The sequence below is a fragment of the Desulfosarcina sp. genome (genome assembly GCF_055467485.1).
Genome location: NZ_JBUOIV010000036.1, coordinates 18,350 through 36,350, shown reverse-complemented (window position 1 = coordinate 36,350; position 18,001 = coordinate 18,350). Strand labels below are relative to the sequence as shown.

Below are 18,001 nucleotides of genomic sequence, written 5' to 3'. Positions count from 1 at the left end.
TGCCAGGGGACGGGGCCATGGCTCCATCCTGATTTTCTCTCGCACGTGAAAGGAGAGGCGGCTGTATCTGCAGCACCTCTCCTTTTTTTGCTGCATTGCCGGCAGACCTATTGTACAGTTGCTATTTCCCAACAGGTGTCCCATGGAAAGGAACGATCCAATGAACAGCAATCCCCTCAGGGATGCGGCGGCAGTGGAACAGGCCGTTTCGCAGATGGCCTCGAAGCGGCCGGCCTATTCGGCCATTATCGGGTTTTATGGGGCGGTTTTTGTGGCCCAGGCCCATGCGGCGGAAAGCACGTCTCCGGCTGAGATCCGGCTTGACGACGCACTCCTGGAAATGAAAACCAGGGAGGGCTTCTCGCTCGTCGAACCGGCGGCATTTACGGTCGACACCCCGGCGGCTGAAAAACTGTTGTCACAGATCTGCGGGATCGCCATGCGGTCCGGTGAGAAGCTGGGTGCCGCCGGTGAGGCGCTGGCCCGGGCCATGGGCGACGGTGTGGCCATGGATGGGCTGTTTGCCGATGTCCTGGTGGACAAAGGACGGATCGCAACGCTTGCCGGGGCTATGGACGTATCGCCGCAGATGGTTTCCCTGTTGCTCTATCTGGCCGTCAAACCCAGTGTCGAGGCGGGTGCCCGGCAGCTGGCCGCCCGGTTGACCGGCAGCCGGGAAGATCAAAGCAGCTGCCCGGTCTGCGGCAGTGCACCCATTATCGGTGAACTGGATGCCGAAGGCCAGCAATGGATCCACTGCGGCCTGTGCTGGCACCGCTGGCCGGCAAAACGGCTGGCCTGCCCGTTTTGCCACAACCGGGACAGTTCGTCGTTGGAATACCTGTACAGCGAGGATGAGCCGGAATACCGGGTGAACCTGTGCGGGGGATGCCGGCGCTACCTGAAGGTGGCCGACACCCGCAAGATGGACCGCGGCTTTTATCCCCCGCTGGAGCAGGTGGCGTCCCTTCACCTGGACATGCTGGCCGAGGAGAAAGGGTATCGTCATGCCGTGGCCTCGACCATTCCGACAGCTTTATAATTGACATGCCGAGAAGAGGAAAATGACCGGATATCAAAAGATTAAATTATCCGTCTTTTCGGCAGATCGCCAACCACACACTTCCTGCCGGCGTCGGGCTCGGTTCATTGGCCTCACAGCTCGGTATTAATGGATTTTCCCACATGTTTTACTTGCTGCCAGGCATGGGTGCCGATTCGAAAATGTATCAAGGCGCCTGGCTGGATATCAACCCAGCCGTCTGCATCGACTGGCCGCCCTATGAAGGCGAGGCCACGCTGTCCGAATTGGCCGGGAAGGTGGCGGCGCACTACCCCATCCAAGACAACGATATCCTGATCGGATCATCCATGGGCGGCATGGTCGCACTCGAGATTGCAAGACGGATTCGATTGGACAGGGTCGTTTTGGTTGGCAGCGCGATTGACGGTTCCGAGATGAATGGGTTGTTGACGCTCCTGACGCCATTTGTCGACGCCGCCCCCTTAGAATTCTTCCAAAAGCTCGCCGCCCGGCAAGACGGCTTGTTTCAGCAGATGTTCGCCGCTTCCGACCCTGATTTCATGAGGGCCATGTGCAAAGCGATTTCCACATGGGACGGCTATCCGGGTGATCTCACACGCGTCACCCGAATCCACGGCGAGAAGGACAAGGTCATCAAATGTCCACGCGACTGCCAGGTTATTAAAGGCGCGGGGCACCTGCTTCCGATCACCCATGCCAGCGCGTGTGTGGAGATCATTCGCCGATCGATTCCGTGAAGGCGGTCTCCAACGAACGACCGCATCGTTTGGAAATGACGCCTATCCCATGAACCCGGTATAGAGGAAGGCCCCATAGGCGACCGTCAGCAGGGCGCCCATGATGCGGGGAAGCCGGCCGATGAGCGAGACAAAAAAGAGATGAATCAACCCCGCCCCGAGGATGACCATGATCCCCAGATTCATCTGTTCCGGGACCTGAATGGCGGAAAACAGGGCAAACAGGCCGATGCACATGGGGATGCAGATGTGGCCGTCGCCCACCTGCGAACTGTAGACGATGTCAGCCCGTCCGGCCCAGCCGTAGTAGGCGGCCAGCACCGCATTGGGCAGCACCATGAGGCAGCCGCTGAGAACGCCCAGTTGGTCGTAAAGGATGAACCCCGGGCCGAGCGCCATGACCCAGGCCACCAGGCGGTCGATGCCGTGGAGAACGCCTGCGCCCAAAGCCACCACCAGCAGCGTATCCACCAGGATGGTCCACGACAGGGAGCGGCGCTGGTGGATGTTGTATTTGAGCACATCGAATACGTGCAGTACCTGCCAGAACAGAAAAATACCCACCAGGACCAGGCCGTCGCTGAAATCCAGCCGGCCGTCACGCCCTAAGGCCCACAGGGCCCCGGTGAAAAAAAAGAGGCCCACGAGGGTCAGGATCAGGGAGAGGGTGTTCAGGCGATGAAGCTTGGACACCGGCTTGTTGCCGGCCTGGGTCGACCGGGAGGGGATGATGTTGAGGGTCCAAATCAGTGCCGGAAGGCCGATGAGCAGCGTCAGGTTGGTGACGTTGTTGACGATGCAGTTTTCGACGATGACCGATCCACTGCCCCCCTGCCGGCCAAGGGAGAATGCGAACATCAGGTTGGGAAAGCCGGATGCATAGGGCATGATCAGCGTGCCCAGCACGGTGCCTTCGAGCCCTTTGCGCTCCAGCACGTTGAGGCGGTATACCATGAGCATGGAACAGGCCAGGAACAGGGCCAGGGAGAACCACGGATCCAGGGCCTCGGCAAGGCGATACCATCCGTTCAGCTGCTGGAGACCGGCCCGGCAATAGGCCGCGGCCTGGTCTGCATAGGCCAAAAGGGGCGTGATAAATCCGTTGTCACTCATCGGGGTGGCCGGCAACCAGTTCTTTCCAGCGCTGATCCAACGCTTTGAGCTGTCCAACGAGGGTTTCCAGATCGTCCACGTCGGTCCGGGGAATGTCGAGCTTTTCAGCGTAGGTGTATAGCTTTAGCTTTTCGGGAAGGGTGAAATTGCCGTCCATGGAGGCGATCATGATGGCGTCCTTGAGCACGCGAAGGGCGGTCAGGCGGGACACTTTATGGGTGCCGATTTCAAAATCCCTGCCCGTGTCCTTGAGAACCTTTTCGTAGTCGACGCCCAACTGAATCGCCTGTTTGCGGATGAATCGATACTCCGGCAGACCATTGTTCTTGTCGGCCCTGGCGATGGAAATCAGCATCTTCACGTAGGTTTCGCGGTCGAACACGATGGTGCGTTTATCCTGACTGTCGCCTGGCATCCCTTTTTCCTCTCTTGTCGTCGCTGGATGATTGATGGTGCACGGTACGGTGCGGTACGATCCATAAAAAGTGCAACAACCGTTCCATATCGTTGTGTTTTATGATGGTTGTCGTTTCCGGACGCAGCCGGCCGGCGGTCCGTCGGTCCGGACGGCCCCCATCCCGATTGCCGGGGGCTGCTTCATTTCATACACCGTGTATGGGGGCGCATACATGGCGCCTATATCACAAAACCGGCCAGGGTTCACCTGAGAATTGCACCCTGGCAATCGGCACACGATCGCCGAAACGGTTGCCAATTGATCCGAATTATGATTTGGAACCGGTCTTTAATCGGTTTAAACAAGGCCGCAGGCATGCCCGACAGCGATATCAGGACCATACCGTTCAATTACACCTCGGCCGATGACAGCCAGATCCTGCGCCTGCTCCTCGGCGATGCAGGATTCAACCGGCTGCAGAAAAGCCGGTTGTTGAAGACCGCCGGACCGGCCGTTCACCCCCTGAAGCGTTTTTTTGGCGACCTGTTCATGTTGCGGCGAAATCCCTTCGTTCGTAATGACCTGATCGTTTCTCCCCGTCGCCACCGGCGGTTTTTCGAGGCTGTTCGCACGGATCTGGCGATGGCGACACGGGCGGTGGCAGACCTTCCCGAATCGATGCCGGTGGTGGAGGACTGCCGGCGCTGCCTGGATGAAGCCGATGCCGATATTCGCCACATCCGTGACGGTCAGCGTCAGATTTTCCGTCGCCTGGCACCTGTCGTGGGCCGGAAGAACATCTTTACCGATCCGTTTACCCTCAACGCCCACGTGACCGACGCCACCAACTGGCGACTCTGCCTCCCGCTGGCCGTGGTGCGCCCCACCCACGAAGCCCAGGTTCCGAAAGTGATCAAGGCCCTTGCCAGGGCCGGCTTGAAGGTGATTCCCCGGGGCGGGGGAACCGGTCTCACCGGCGGCAGCGTGCCCCTTGAAAACGACTGCGTGATCATCAACACCGAACAGCTCAACCGCATCCACGGCATCGAGACGGTCGAGATACCGGCGCCGGATCAGGGAAATCGCCAGGTTGCGGCAATTCACCTGGAATCCGGCGTGATCACCGATGCGGCCATGGCCTATGCCCAACAACAGGGGTGGGTCTTTGCCACGGACCCCACCAGCGCCTGGGCCTGCACGATCGGCGGCAACATCGCCGAAAACGCCGGCGGCAAGACCGCCGTTCTGTGGGGCACGGCGATCGACAACCTGCTCTCATTCGCCATCGCCATGCCCGACGGTCGCCTGTACACGGTTCGGCGGCTGGATCACAGCCTGCGGCGCATCCTGCCCGAAGACCGGGTGCGCTTCGCCGTCGAGGACGACACGGGGCAGCGCCTTCGCACCGTGGACCTGGAAGGGCTTCAGATCCGCCAGGCCGGCCTGGGCAAAGACATCACCAACAAGACCCTTTCCGGGCTGCCCGGCATCCAGAAGGAAGGGACCGACGGGATCATCACCTCGGCCCGTTTCATTCTCCACCGGGCTTATCCCCGGCAGGCAACCTGCTGCCTGGAGTTTTTCGGTGCGGATATGGACGAGGCCAGCCGGGCGATCTCCGCCATCTGCGAGGCTTTTGTCAACCGCGGCCAGGAGGCCCTCATGGCCCTGGAGCACTTCGACGACGCCTACGTGCGCGCCATCGGCTACAAGGTCAAGGCCCCCCGGCAGGATCTGCCCAAGGCCGTGCTGCTGGTGGACATGGTGGGGCACGACGACAGCCACATCCGGCGGGGCCTCGATCGGCTGGAGGGGCTCATGGCCGAATTTCCCAACACCCATCTGTTCGTGGCCGAAAACGAACAGGAGGCCCGGCGCTTCTGGCGGGACCGCAAGCGACTGGGGGCCATCGCCGCGCGGACCCAATCCTTCAAGCTCAACGAAGACATCGTTCTGCCCATTCCCGCGCTGGCCGAGTTCGCCCAGTTTGCCGATGACATCAACGCCGAGGAGCAGCGTGACAACCAGCTGGCCCTGGTCTTCAGCCTGGGCGCCCACCTGGAAACGGCCCAACCCCTGGAAGACCCCGAGTGGCTGGCCGCCAAACTGCCTGCGGCCAAAACGCTGCTCATGGCCGCCCTGGAGCGCATCCGGCTGGCCGGCAAGCACCATCTTCAGGAGGAGACCCACATCCGGCAGCTGAAAGCCGAATTGAACGAGCTGTTCAGCGGCTACGTGAAGATCAACCGCGAGATCGACGACCTATACATGGAGACGCGCTCGCACCTGATCGTCATCGCCACCCACATGCACGCCGGGGACGGCAACATCCACGTCAATATTCCGGTATTTTCCAACGACCGGGAGATGATGATCCGGGCTGCGGAAACGGCCGATGCGGTCATGACCAAGGCCGTGGCGCTGGGCGGGGCCGTCAGCGGTGAGCACGGCATCGGGTTCACCAAGTTCAAGTACCTGGAAGCGCATCGCATCGAAGAATTGAACCGTTACCGCCGGCAGGTGGACCCCGACGGGATCATGAATCCGGGCAAGCTGTGCGATCCCCGCGCCCCTCAGTTGGTTTTCGCCCCCTCCTTCAACCTTCTCGAGCTGGAGGCGAGCATCCTGCGCCATGCCGAACTGGAAGCCCTGGCGGAACAGATTTCCGGCTGCGTGCGCTGCGGACGCTGCAAGACGCCCTGTTGCGTTTTTCATCCCGAGCAGAACCTGTTCTACCACCCCAGGAACAAGAACCTGGCCGTGGTGGCTCTCATCGAGGCGATTCTTTATGAGACCCAGCGGTTTCGATCTACCGGGTTCAACGCCTTGAAATATCTGGGGCAGGTGGCCGATCATTGCACCATCTGCCACAAATGCCAGGCGCCCTGCCCGGTGGACATTGATACGGGTGTCGTATCCATTCTCGAGCGGGAGATCCTGGCCTCGCACCGATACCGTAAAACCGCTCCGGCCACCGCTCTGGCCCTGGCCTATCTGGACAGCCGCTCCGCGGCCGTCAATGCCCTTTTCAGGCCTACGGCCCTGTGGGCGGGCAGCCGGCTGCAGCGGGCCGGCGCCTGGATGCTCAAGCGGCTGCCGGGATCGGCAGGGTGCGCTGCGACCCTCGGGTTTGGCCTGTTGCAGACCGCCATGCCGCCGATTCCGGCCGGGACCCTTTTCAGCCGGCTGCCCGCCTGCGGGGTCGGCCAGGCGGTGGTGATCGAACCCGAAGGCGAGGCGACGCGCACCATCTTCTATTTTCCGGGGTGCGGCTCCGAGCGTTTATACTCCCGGGTTGCGCTGGCGGCGGTCCATATATTAATCCACACCGGGTGCCGCGTGATCCTGCCGCCGCCGTTTCTGTGCTGCGGATTTCCCGCACGGGTCAATGCCAAGGGGGAGATGCACCGCCGCCAGGCCATGCGCAGTGCGGTCATCCTGACCCAGATCCGCGAGCGATTCGGACACTTGCACGTCGATGCCGTGGGGGTCAGCTGCGGGACCTGTCGGGAATCCCTTGCCGCCATGAACGCCGAATCGATTTTCGGCTGCCGGCTGACGGACGTCAGCCGGCTGGCCATTGAAAACGGCCTGGATGCAGGCATCCCACCCGGGCGGTTTTACCACGCCCCATGCCACGACTCGCTGGACGGACAAGGCGAAGCGCTGCTGGCGCGCCTGGAAAAGGGGACCATCGCCGTGCCCCACTGCTGCGGTGAAGCCGGCACCCTGGCCCTGAGCCGGCCCGATATCGCCGCCGCCATGCGGGCACGAAAACGGGATGCGTTCCAAGCGGTTTTTCATGGGGCTGACGGGCCAACGGTCATGCTCACCAACTGCCCGTCCTGCCTGTCCGGCCTGGGGCGCAATGGATCGACCGGATTCAAGGCCCGGCACCTGGCCGAAGAGCTGGCGATCGGCGTGGACGGCGAGGATTGGCTGGGCAAGGGCCGGGGCTGGCGGCAGCGCGCGAGCCTCGTGGATATTTAATGTCGGCCGGAAACCAACTTTCCCCGGGACGGGCACCCCAATTAAAATCCAACACACGACCCTGGTGGAATACGACGAGGTGGATACGGATTTTCGGATGAAGCTGCCGGTCCTGTTTCAGCGCCTCCAGCGTGGGGCGCTGCATCATTCGGAATCGGTGGGGTTGGGCTCGGCGGATATGGTCGCGGCCGGTGCGGTGTGGATATTAAACCGCATGCGGGTGGACATCTACCGCATGCCCGTATACCGGGAGGCCGTCACCCTCAGGACCTGGCACAAGGGATCGGCCGGGTTTCGGGCCGGCCGGGATTTTTTGATGGTGTGCGGTGGCGAGACGCTGGCGGCAGCCACCAGCCTGTGGCTCTATTACGACCTGAAGCGCAAACGCATCGCCAAAATCCCGCGTCGCGTCTCCGAACCCTACACGACCGAAACGGATGAGGTCATGGCGGCCGGTGCCATTGACTTTGCGGTGGACAAGACGTTCGCGCCGGCGCAGACGATAACCCTCACCACGCGGGAAGGGGACTACGACCCCAACGGGCACGTGAACAACACGGTTTACCTGGAGTACCTGGACACGCTGGTCAAGCGCTGCGGCGTAGCCGGTGAAAGGGTGGGCCAGGTGGGGATTCAATATGTCAAGGAGATCGGCCGGGATGTCCACATGCTCCAAGCCGGTGTGGCGGCAGCGGACGACAACATCCTCAAGTTCCGGTTTTTCGATTCAACGGCCGTCTACGCCGCAGGATTCGTCGCTGTCGCTAAACCGGGCTGAACAAACTGGTTCGATAGTCATTCAATTGATTATATACTCAATCTTTAATCATCACGCTTAAACAAAATAACACCCAGGCCGGGTATCGGCAGTTGAATGGACCCGTTGTCGATGATTCCCTCGATGACGCCACCGGATGGGGTGTGCAGGCGGATAACGTTCTGGTTCACATCCCAACGAAAGGGTGCGTTGTCCGTTTCAATGGACCATAACCCTTTGCCGTTGGCCTCCAACGCGAGGGTGGCCGATATGCGGCCACCCTCGCTTACGTCCAGTGCATGGTATTTACCCACCATCTTTTCATGTCGGTCGCACTGCCAGACCATCAACGGTATCACCAGCATCAACAGGACGACACTCGTCGCCGATTTTATGGAAGGATGTTTTTCCATTACATCTCCCCGGCAATCCATTCGATTTTTCGTTCCAGCCGAAAGATCCGATCATAACTATAGACATGCGCGGCCATGGCGATCCACGCTATATCTCTCACCAGGGTTTTCCAGCCGATGGTATCACCCAGGGTGTGAAAGCAGCCGCAATCAATGGGTGATTTCCATATCAGGTTGACCGCAATGCTCACCGTGAACATCACCAGTAATGCGCCTGCAACGGCAATGGCCGAGCGGACGCGAATACCGCATACCAGCATAATCCCCACGATTAACTCGATCCACGGCATGGTAATGGCCATCGGATTGACGCCCCAGTAGGGAATCATGCGATAGCTGGCAATGGTCTCGGCAAATTCGGCCGTATAGTTTATTTTAACCATTCCTGCGTAGACAAACAGGCCGGCGATATAGAGGCGCAAAGCCAGCGCCAGATAGGGATGGGTCAACATCGCTTTCAACTGGGTCATCATGTTCATGGCGATAGGGCAAGCCCCTTGGCCTGCCATGTTTTCAACCCGCCGGTGAGAATGGAGACGTTCGGATGCCCTCGCTCCTTGAGCCGGTGGGCAACTTCCTCGTCGTAATGGCGGCTGATGTTTCGTCCGTAAACTACAATCGGTTGTTGCGGATCGATCTGGCTGAAACGCATCATATAAACAAAATCGAACAGCGCCAACGGTAAATTAAGGGCGCCGAGAATATGCTGTTGCTTATAAAATTCAACCGGCCGGGCGTCGACGAGGAGGGTTTGTTGTGTCTGAAGAAGCGTGTTGACGTCGTTGATGGTGACCCGCGGCGATGGGGGGTAACGCCAAATTGGTGGAAAGATGGGGATGCCTGACGGGCTGGCAAAATTATAGACCAGGCCCAGTACTGTGCCGGCGATAAGGATCAAGGCGGCATCCATGATCGACACCCGGGTGGACCGGGCCATGGCTTTGGCAATGGCGGATTTTATGCGTTCACCGGCCTTTTCCAGACCGGCAATGGTGCTTCGGCTCTCGGAAAGGGCCTGAACGGTTTTTTCCAGTTCGATGTTTTTTTGTTGTTGTTCGGCATTGAGCCGCTGGATGGTTTCAAAGGATTTGCTGTTTTTTAGAAAAACCAGAAAGTTGTGCGTAAAAGCCAGGAGGAGTTCCCGCTCCTTGGCGCCATATTGGGTTTCGACCAACCTTTTACCCAGGCATACCAACCCTCTGGCGGATTCATCGACTTTAAATAGAATGGCGATACTGGTGGGTGAAAACAGATCGAGTGATTTCAATTGTTCCGCCGGTAAAATGATGGCCTGCATGACCCCTAGTCGGTTGCCCTGTCGAGAACCAAACACGACATCTAACTTCTCCTTGACCACGGCCGGCTGGGTATGAACGGCAGTTTCGGTTTCGACACCACGGATAGCGGCATAAGCGTTTTGCGAGGCGTCGTCCCCATAGAGAACACTTCCTTGTTGCACGCTGAAGATCCCCATCACTACCAGTAAAAAAGCATCGATGACGCTATCGCTCTCCTTGAGTCCACTGAGCTCATTCACGATGTCGTTAAATCCGGAGAGCCGAAAAAGGGCCTCCTCCAATTCTTTTTTGGCGGCCTGGTTGCGCAAGGCGCATTCGGTGGCGCTCTGCCTGGCCTGATTCAACTCATTTTCCAGCGTATGCATGACCGCATTGGCGGCGATGGCGCGAAGGGCTGCCATCATTTGATCCACCAGGTTGTAGAGGAAGTCGACCTCAATCTCCCCAAAAGGGGTTTCGCTGATGGTGGCGCCTAGTCCCATCATGCCGCTCACCGTCTTTCCCATGCGCCATCCGGCCACAATGCGAATGCCGGCGGAGGTAAGCGGGCTTGGTGGACCCGGCAGGTCGCGGAGAACCCGGATATCGGTATGAAAAGGATACGGCGTGCTGTCCAACGCGGCCACATGTTGATCGATAAGCTGCTGGAAGTTGTTTTTAATCAGATCAAGTGTCTCACGATCCATGCCGCGGCCCGCCACTTTGACATCGTTGGCTTCCGGTTGGAGCAATCCGCTGAATCCACAAATGGTTCCCAACGCACCCATGGCGGTGAGCAGTGCGCTTTCCATGACCTTGAATGACGATTCGAGACGGTCGAACTCCACCGCTGCGTCGCAGAGGGTCTTGCGAAAGAAGTCGTATCGCTCGTTTTTTAGTGTGGATGGAACCTGATCGGATGCGTTTGTCTTCATAACCCGATTCACCGGCGGTGAATTGACCCTGACGCTTACTGACCGGCCAGGGATTTAAGGGTGGCATAAAATGCGTTCATATCTTCAATGATGCCCAGGTGGGTCCACAGGACCTTGCCTTCTCTGGTAGTCACGATGTTAAACGGTGTCCGCGGTTCTCCCAAGCATTTGTGAACGTCAAAGTTCCCGTCCGCAATAATGGGATAGGGGACCTGGGACTCCTTGACCAGATAGGCCACCTCCAGGGGTGAGGCGCCGACGGCGATGCCCACGAATTTTATTTTTTGGGACATCGCGGCATCCTTTTGAATGCGATGATAAAGCCGGTTGATATGCGGCCGTTGCTTGTGGCACTGGGGACAGTAGACGCCAAGGATTTCCACCATGACCATCGCTGAATTCACATCGGCCAGCCGAAACGGTTTTTGGGTCGCGATGCCCAGGTAGTCGCACGCTTTTTGGGACGCCGGCGCATTCAGGAGCATTGGGGGCATCTGGGAGCCTTCACGGGGTACGGCGGCCGAGTCGCAGTTGCCCACGCCGCTCCAGCCGGCAATGATGACGAGGATGCCAAGCACCCAAATGCGTTGTCTGGTTCGCATCATGGCAGATATCTCCATTGAACATATGACGGCTAAACGATTTGGATCGGTTGCCCGTGGATTGCTGGGCTCAACGCAGGTGATCGCCCATCGCCCATTCTACGCGAAAATGACAGACCGACCCCATGGGCCAAGCGCTTTTAATCGGCATCCAGGTATGCTTTGGCCGAACGGTCGTCGGGAAAGATGCCAGCCAGTCGCGTGATGCCCACCATGTCAAAAATCTGCTTGAAGTTTTCAGATATGCCGGTAATGGCTACTTTTTGTTGCCGTTTGCCGCTTTCCGACAGCAATTGAATCAATATGCCGATTCCGGCGCCATTGATGGATGCATTGTCATTAAAACGCAGAAGGAGTTTGGGCGTTTCTGCCGGATCCACGTCGGCGCAGGCGGCCATCAGCTCTCTTTCGGAACCGGCATTGACGTTGCCTTTGATCTCGATGATGCGAATGTCGTTCTCTTGAGCCGTGCCAGTGATGGAGGCATCCGTTTTTGACGATTTGATGCGTTCTTCAGCACGGTTCAGCGCGGCGTCAAGGGCGGATCGGTGAATGGGCTTGTTGATAAAATCGGTGGCTTCGTGATTCAGGGCTTCAACCGCCAGATCCATGTCACCGTGACCGGTAATGACAATCACTTCGGTTTCAGGTGCCTGACTTTTAATGCGGTCCAAGACTTCAAAGCCATCCATTCCAGGCATTTTGACATCGGTGAAGACAATCGCAGGGGATTCGGCCGCAAACATTTCCAACCCCTGCACACCGTTTTCGGCCAGCAGCACCTCATATCCATATGCCTTGAGAAACAGCAGGAACATGCCCAGGGTGGGCTTCTCATCATCAATGACCAGAATTTTGTGCTTTGACATGGCGAAATCTCCATCTGATCCGGTTCGATGAAATAATTTCAAGCGTTAGCCCATCGTCAACAAAAGGCAACGGGCCCACCAGGGGCGTCACGGCACCGCCGGAAAGCTCAGGTGAAAGGTGGTACCCTGGCCTTCCTGGCTGTCGATTCGGATTGTGCCGCCGTAATCTTCCACGATACCGCTGGTAATGGAGAGTCCAAGGCCCATGCCTTCGCCCATTTTTTTGGTCGTGAAAAAGGCTTCGAAAATCTGAGCCTTCACTGCCGGATCGATGCCTATGCCCGTGTCTGACACGGCCACCACCACTTGATCTTCTTCAGTATAACTTCTGATGATGATGTTTCGCTGATTGTTTCTCATGCTGGACTCTTCTTTTAGATTGATAGCATCCCGTGCGTTGGTCAGCAAGTTGAAGATGACCTGCTCGATGCGGTTGTGGTGGGCCAGAATGGGCGGCAAGTTTGCCGTCAGCTGAAGTTGGACATCGATGTTCTGCAATCGAAGCTGGCGTCCAATGATGTCCAGCACGGAGTTGATGGGATCGTTGATCAAGATCTTCTCTTTGGTAAAGTCCGTCTTGCGCCCGAAGTCTCTCAGCCGACGGATAATTCCTTCGGCCCGATCTACCTGGCTGCTGACTTCACGCACGATCTGAAAAAGTTCCTGCTCGGGGATGCGCTCTTCTTTTTCAATCATCATTTCCAAAAATTCACTGCCCATCTTGATGGCGTTGAGCGGCTGATTGAGTTCATGGGCAATACCGGCGGACATCTCTCCCAGGGTCGTCATCTTGCTGGCTTGAATCAACTGGCTGTCTTTTTCCACCATCTCGGAGATGTCGGTGGTGGCCACAATCAGCGCGTTCTTGTTTTCATAAGGCGCCGGGCAGGCATGCACATTCACGTAAAACGCCTGGCGCCCCTTCTTGAAGTACTGTACCTTTGAACTGATTGTGGTGACATGGCCTGCCTGCTGGGCGTTGAATTCGGTCCATTGGTTTGCATCCAGTTCAAAAGGGCCCAAATCGGTGAACGGCCGGCCCACCAGCTCCTCTTTGGTATAGCCGTATATCTCCTCGGCACTGGGATTGGCGCTGAGAATCCGCAGTGTTTTTCGATCCAGGACAAAAATGGGATTGGGGCCGCTGGCAAACAAAGAACGGTATTTGTTGTCCGACTCCTTTAGTTTGGCCTGTGACTCCTTGATCCGGTTGGTCATATTGATGAAGGATCGGGAGAGCTGGCGAACTTCATCTTTGACCTCGTTTTGGTGGGGTCCCTTTTCCAGGTCCAACTGAACGTCGAAAATGCCCCGGCTGATTTCATCGGAGACCCTGGTCAGTCGGGTGATGGGTTGAGTGATATATTTCGATAGATGGTGGCTGATGATAAAAAAGAAAAGGATTACCACGGAAACAAAACCCAGAAAGGTGGTGCGTAGTTTGTTGATCAGCTGGTCGATGTGCTTTTTATAGAGGCCGACGTGCACGGATCCGATGCGATAGATGCCCTCGTTTACAGCCACGGCCACATCGTAGACCTCATCCCTGCCCGTGTTCATCAATTGGATGCGATGGTCCTGTTCAGGATCGATGCGGTTGGCGCCGGCGATCTGCTGAGGGAAATCGCTGGTAAACGTGTGGGCCGTGATCTGGCCCTGTTTGTCCAGGATAAAGACATAACCGACCAATTCCCTCCGCGCGCCCAGGCGGGCATCGAAGATCAGGCTGGTCAACTGGTCGACATCGTTGGTGAGGAGGTAGCCCCTGCAGCTTTCGGCGATGCTATAGGCGATGCCCAGACCCCGCTGCTTGAGCTCCGATGTCAGTGTGGAAATCAATATCCAGCGGGTGAACAGGGCGATCAGGACACTGATCAGCAAGATGACGGCCGTGACCGAGAAGAAGATCTTGTTCTTCAGGCTGGAGTTTCGGATGCGGTCGATCAGTGATTGCGCCATACAAATTTTCCATCCTGCAGATGGGTAAAGTATACTCTTTCAAGGCCCTGATGGTCCCTATGGCTGAAGGACAGCAGGTTGGCAATGCCTAAGTCCAGTTCCTGGATTGACTCGATCGCATTGATAAACCTTTCGCGGTTCAGTTCCCGGCCGGCGCGTTCGAGCCCTTCCACCAGTACCTTGGCGTTGACATAGCCCTCCAGGCTGACGAAGTTGGGTTGATCCGAGGGATAGTAGCGCTTCAGTAAAGAGACGTATTCACGGGCTCCCCAAAGCTGCTTGTTGCTGTCCGACACCTCTGGTGGCGGCACCACCTGGGTGACGATGATTTTTTCATCGATCCGGCCCAACAGCCGGGCCAATTCATCGGCACCCACGAAGGAGACATTGTAGAAAACCGGTGAAAAGCGCTTCTCTCTGGCCAGGCGAATGAACTTGGCACAGGGTTCATAGGTGCCGATCATGACCACGGCTTCCGCCCGGGCGTCCATGATCTTGCGCAGCCCCTCCTCGACATCCAGGGTGCCGCGGATATAGGTGCCCGTGGCCACCGGCACCATTCCGTAAGGGCGCAGGGCGATCTCGGTGCCCTTCAGGCCGTCGAACCCATAGGCGTCGTACTGATAGAAGACGGCGATTCTTTTGAGCTTCATCGATTCGACGAGATGCGATACCGCCGCGCCGGTCTCCTGATAGTAGGATGCACGCACGTTGATCAGGTAGCGGTTGAGCGGATCCCGAAGGGCGTTGGCGCCGGTGAACATGCCGACCACGGGAATCCGGGCCTCCTCGACCAGGGGGAGAATCTTGAGCGTGGTGGGCGTGCCCACATAACAAAAGAGCGCGAAGACCTTGTCCTGAACGATCAGCTTCTGGGTGTTGGTTACGCATCGGGGCGGGTCGTAGCCGTCATCATAGGCAATGACCTTGATCCTGCGGCCGTGAATGCCGCCTTGCTGGTTGACATGCTGGATGTAGGCCAGGGCACCGTGAAGGGTCTGGGTGCCCAGATAGCCGGCGTGCCCGCCCAGGGCCAGGGAGGAGCCGACGAGGATCTCGCCGTCGCTTATCCCGAGGGATTGGGTGGTGACAGTCTGGTTTTCATTGGTGTTGCCGCAGGCCAGGACCAGGACGGCCAACATCCAGGTGATGATGCAGTTCTTCATCGGATCACGCCTCGAATGGTTCCATGGAGGCATTCATAGGAACATGTTCCGGGGATTTTTTCAACACCCTGCTGCTAAACCGCCGTCCACACCGAAACCGACCCGCCGTCCACATGGAACTCCCCCCATCCGTCGTCATTGATGACGACGGTCCCATGGCGATGGCCCAGGCGATCCGCAAACCGGCTTCCGCTGTGGCGCCGGCCCACCTCCATCCATCGGGAACCGCCGGGGCCGTCGCTCAGCAGCACGGCGAGACCGGACCGGGGATGGGCGTCGTCTCCCTGCCGGGTCCAGCCGATCGTGTCGGGGTGATCCCAGTAGTCGCGCTGGATGCCGTAGGCCCGGGTACGGCGAAGTTCGAGCAGTGCCGGCAGGTCGGCCACCGGTGCCAGGATGATGGGGTACGGGTGGCCGTCCCTGCCGTTGTCCGTATAGGCGGCACCGTAGTAGTCCGGGTAAAAGACGCATGGATAGCCCTCCTGCCGCAGCAGGATGAGGGCGTAGGCCAGGGGTTTGAACCAGTCGGCCACCGGTGATTCCAGTGCCTGCAGGGGCTGGGTGTCGTGATTCTCCACCAATGTGACCGCCAGGGCCGGCTGCTGCTGCATCAAGGTGTTGTCCAGAATGCGGCGCATGTCGAAGTGGCCCCCGGCGCGTGACGCCTCGTGGAAGTTGCGGTGCAGGGGGGCGTCGAACAGGGACATCTTGCCGTGGGTGGCGGCGATGTAGCGGTGCAGCACTTCCACATCGTCGGGGTTCCAGTATTCGCCGACGGCGAAAAGCGGCCGGCCCGCGAGCTTGCGCATGTGGTCGAGCCAGCTGCGGAAAAAGCTGAACTGAATGTGCTTGACCGCATCCAGCCGGAAGCCGTCCACACCCGTGGTTTCCAGGTACCAGGCGCCCCAGCGGGCCAGCTCGGTGCGCACTTCCGGATCGTTCATGTCCAGGTCCGAGAACATCAGGTAGTCGTAGTTGCCGTATTCATCGCCGACCAGTTCCTCCCAGTCCTTGTCCTGGCCGAGAAATTTGAAGATGGTGTTCTCATCCAGGTTTTCGGCCCGGTCGACGCCGTCAAAATGGCGATAACGCCAATGAAAATCGGAGTAGCGACCCTGACGGCCGGGAAAGGTGAATTCGGTGTGGGCCTCGATCCACTCGTCTTCACCCGTGGTGAACCGGCGGTCATGGGGATAGACGCGGACGGCCTTGACCCATTCGGTGCGGTCGGCGCCGCCGCGATGGTTGAAGACCATGTCGGCGTAGACCTGCAGGCCTGCCGAGTGGGACGCATCGACGGCAGCTAGATACTGATCCCGCGTGCCGTATTTGGTGCGTTCGCTGTCCTTTTGCATGAACTCGCCCAGGTCGTAGAGATCGTACGGGCCGTAGCCCACGTCGTTTATGCCGGCGGCGCCCTTGAAGGCCGGCGGCAGCCACAGGGCCGTGATGCCGGCTCCGGCTAAACGCGGCGCTTCGCGCTCGACTTTTTCCCACAGGTTGTCGTCGGCCGACACATACCAGTGGAAGTACTGCATCATCGTGCCGTTTGAGATAGACATGATGACCTCCTTGTTGAGTTGTTGGATAGGAAAAAACTATAAAAACGATGTGTTCGATGCGGGCGTTCAGGCAATTTCAAAGTGATGCGGGAAGGAGGTGCGGTGGCGCGGTGTCCTGTTTTCATGAGATACCAACCAGCCGGTGCGATCTATTTCAGGCGGATATCATATTTCAGCGCAGGCAGCTTGTTTTGCCGCAATGGCGCATCATACGCGGCTGTGTCTTCAGGTGTCAATAACCGGTGATGCGTGTTTATCCAAATCGAGTGCGTGGGTGGACGGATAGTGCTCAAAGTCGTTGAGGGGGTGGTGTCAGGTTGTTTTCGGACCGCCTGATCCGGCGTCGGGCAGGTCGGGCATCTTTCCGGCCTGCACCGGAAAAGATGCCCCGGTTCCCCTATCGGCCGGGATATTGCGCCTGTCGCTCAGATCATTTTTTTGGAAAAATAGGCGCGGCCGATCTCCACGTTGAACTGCCTGCACCAGATCACGACACTGTCGTAATCGTCCGGGTCGACGCCCGCCGGCAAGTCGAACGAGACGGTGCCCGAGAACTGCTTCAGCATGCCCATCTCCACACCGTGCATGCGATCCGCGTCTTTGGTCAGGTAGACGTAGCCGTCCGGCACCTTGTCCACCTCGATGTCGCTCAGGGTCAGCACCTGCTTGTTCATATGCATGCCGACAGCCACCTTGCCCGAAGCATGGTGGCCATCGCTGCCCATCAGCATATCGTTCATCTTGCCGTCCATTGCGCCGTGCATGCCGGCATCCATTTTCTTGTCCATCATGCCGTTGGTCCCGGCACACGAAGCCACCCAGCCCAACAGGGCCAGGCTCACCATCGCGATCCACAGGTTACGCATCATTTTCATCATCCACCTTCCTTTCTATTCTTTCGATGGGGTTTGAGGCAAAGGATAAGGCGGCGTGATGAAGCTTGTGTAAGGGCCTCGTAAAGATTGGGTAAAGAATGTTGGCGAGGGTTGTTCGGGTCGGTGGTTCGTGAACCGGGTGTCGCTATTTTTCACCAGTCGGGCCGGAGGGGCGCAGGGGGACATTGATCGGATATCGGATCTGCCCGCGGCGGTCAATTTAAAATCGACCCTGGCGACGGTTTCGGGATGCCGCCGGCCTGGACAGGGTGAACCCCCCCGGCGGCAAGCCGCCGGGGGGGTC

15 protein-coding genes are annotated in these 18,001 nt (G+C 58.4%); 4 read left to right on the top strand and 11 right to left on the bottom strand.

The genetic code is table 11. The annotated features are described in order from the left end of the window. The first annotated feature begins 160 nt into the window (after positions 1 to 160). Both ACZCED_RS16505 and ACZCED_RS16500 read left to right on the top strand, forming a co-directional pair. Positions 161 to 1,042 carry a formate dehydrogenase accessory protein FdhE gene (locus ACZCED_RS16505; protein WP_462968192.1) on the top strand — a complete coding sequence of 294 codons (882 nt, stop codon included), beginning with the start codon at positions 161 to 163 and terminating at the stop codon, positions 1,040 to 1,042. 143 nt (positions 1,043 to 1,185) lie between these two features. Beyond that, positions 1,186 to 1,782, top strand: a complete 597-nt coding sequence (locus ACZCED_RS16500; RefSeq protein WP_462968191.1) for an alpha/beta fold hydrolase — start codon at positions 1,186 to 1,188, stop codon at positions 1,780 to 1,782. Between the two features lie 42 nt (positions 1,783 to 1,824). On the opposite strand, the gene ACZCED_RS16495 is transcribed toward ACZCED_RS16500, so the two are convergent. Next, positions 1,825 to 2,895, bottom strand: a complete 1,071-nt coding sequence (locus tag ACZCED_RS16495) for a hypothetical protein (protein ID WP_462968190.1) — start codon at positions 2,893 to 2,895, stop codon at positions 1,825 to 1,827. Continuing rightward, positions 2,888 to 3,310 carry a hypothetical protein gene (locus ACZCED_RS16490; protein ID WP_462968189.1) on the bottom strand — a complete coding sequence of 141 codons (423 nt, stop codon included), beginning with the start codon at positions 3,308 to 3,310 and terminating at the stop codon, positions 2,888 to 2,890. Before ACZCED_RS16490 ends, ACZCED_RS16495 begins: the two co-directional genes overlap by 8 nt. A gap of 357 nt (positions 3,311 to 3,667) precedes the next feature. Between ACZCED_RS16490 and ACZCED_RS16485 the strand changes: the two genes are divergently transcribed. Continuing rightward, positions 3,668 to 7,282, top strand: coding sequence for a DUF3683 domain-containing protein (locus ACZCED_RS16485; RefSeq protein ID WP_464861222.1), 3,615 nt, complete (start codon positions 3,668 to 3,670; stop codon positions 7,280 to 7,282). 64 nt (positions 7,283 to 7,346) lie between these two features. Continuing rightward, positions 7,347 to 8,060 carry an acyl-[acyl-carrier-protein] thioesterase gene (locus tag ACZCED_RS16480; protein WP_464861221.1) on the top strand — a complete coding sequence of 238 codons (714 nt, stop codon included), beginning with the start codon at positions 7,347 to 7,349 and terminating at the stop codon, positions 8,058 to 8,060. A 44-nt stretch (positions 8,061 to 8,104) separates the two neighbouring features. Here the strand turns inward: ACZCED_RS16480 and ACZCED_RS16475 are convergent, their stop codons facing one another. The 9 genes from ACZCED_RS16475 to ACZCED_RS16435 form a co-directional block, all read right to left on the bottom strand. Then, positions 8,105 to 8,452: a hypothetical protein gene (locus ACZCED_RS16475; protein WP_464861220.1), complete on the bottom strand. Its 348-nt coding sequence runs from the start codon at positions 8,450 to 8,452 to the stop codon at positions 8,105 to 8,107. Then, a complete protein-coding gene (locus tag ACZCED_RS16470; protein WP_464861219.1) occupies positions 8,452 to 8,931 on the bottom strand; it encodes a MauE/DoxX family redox-associated membrane protein in 480 nt (159 codons plus the stop codon). The genes ACZCED_RS16475 and ACZCED_RS16470 overlap by 1 nt, the downstream gene beginning before the upstream one ends. Continuing rightward, entirely contained in the window at positions 8,928 to 10,664 is a 1,737-nt protein-coding gene (locus tag ACZCED_RS16465; protein ID WP_464861218.1) for a rhodanese-like domain-containing protein, read from the bottom strand. Before ACZCED_RS16465 ends, ACZCED_RS16470 begins: the two co-directional genes overlap by 4 nt. A 35-nt stretch (positions 10,665 to 10,699) precedes the next feature. Beyond that, positions 10,700 to 11,269 carry a TlpA disulfide reductase family protein gene (locus ACZCED_RS16460; RefSeq protein ID WP_462968184.1) on the bottom strand — a complete coding sequence of 190 codons (570 nt, stop codon included), beginning with the start codon at positions 11,267 to 11,269 and terminating at the stop codon, positions 10,700 to 10,702. A 137-nt stretch (positions 11,270 to 11,406) separates the two neighbouring features. Beyond that, on the bottom strand, positions 11,407 to 12,135 hold the full coding sequence (locus ACZCED_RS16455; protein WP_462968183.1) for an STAS domain-containing protein: 729 nt from the start codon (positions 12,133 to 12,135) through the stop codon (positions 11,407 to 11,409). Between the two features lie 87 nt (positions 12,136 to 12,222). Beyond that, a complete protein-coding gene (locus tag ACZCED_RS16450) occupies positions 12,223 to 14,094 on the bottom strand; it encodes an ATP-binding protein (RefSeq protein WP_462968182.1) in 1,872 nt (623 codons plus the stop codon). Further along, a complete protein-coding gene (locus tag ACZCED_RS16445; RefSeq protein WP_462968181.1) occupies positions 14,079 to 15,260 on the bottom strand; it encodes an ABC transporter substrate-binding protein in 1,182 nt (393 codons plus the stop codon). Before ACZCED_RS16445 ends, ACZCED_RS16450 begins: the two co-directional genes overlap by 16 nt. A gap of 74 nt (positions 15,261 to 15,334) precedes the next feature. Beyond that, positions 15,335 to 16,822: an alpha-amylase gene (locus tag ACZCED_RS16440; RefSeq protein ID WP_464861217.1), complete on the bottom strand. Its 1,488-nt coding sequence runs from the start codon at positions 16,820 to 16,822 to the stop codon at positions 15,335 to 15,337. 425 nt (positions 16,823 to 17,247) lie between these two features. Continuing rightward, positions 17,248 to 17,700, bottom strand: a complete 453-nt coding sequence (locus tag ACZCED_RS16435) for a DM13 domain-containing protein (RefSeq protein WP_464861216.1) — start codon at positions 17,698 to 17,700, stop codon at positions 17,248 to 17,250. Positions 17,701 to 18,001 lie beyond the last annotated feature (301 nt).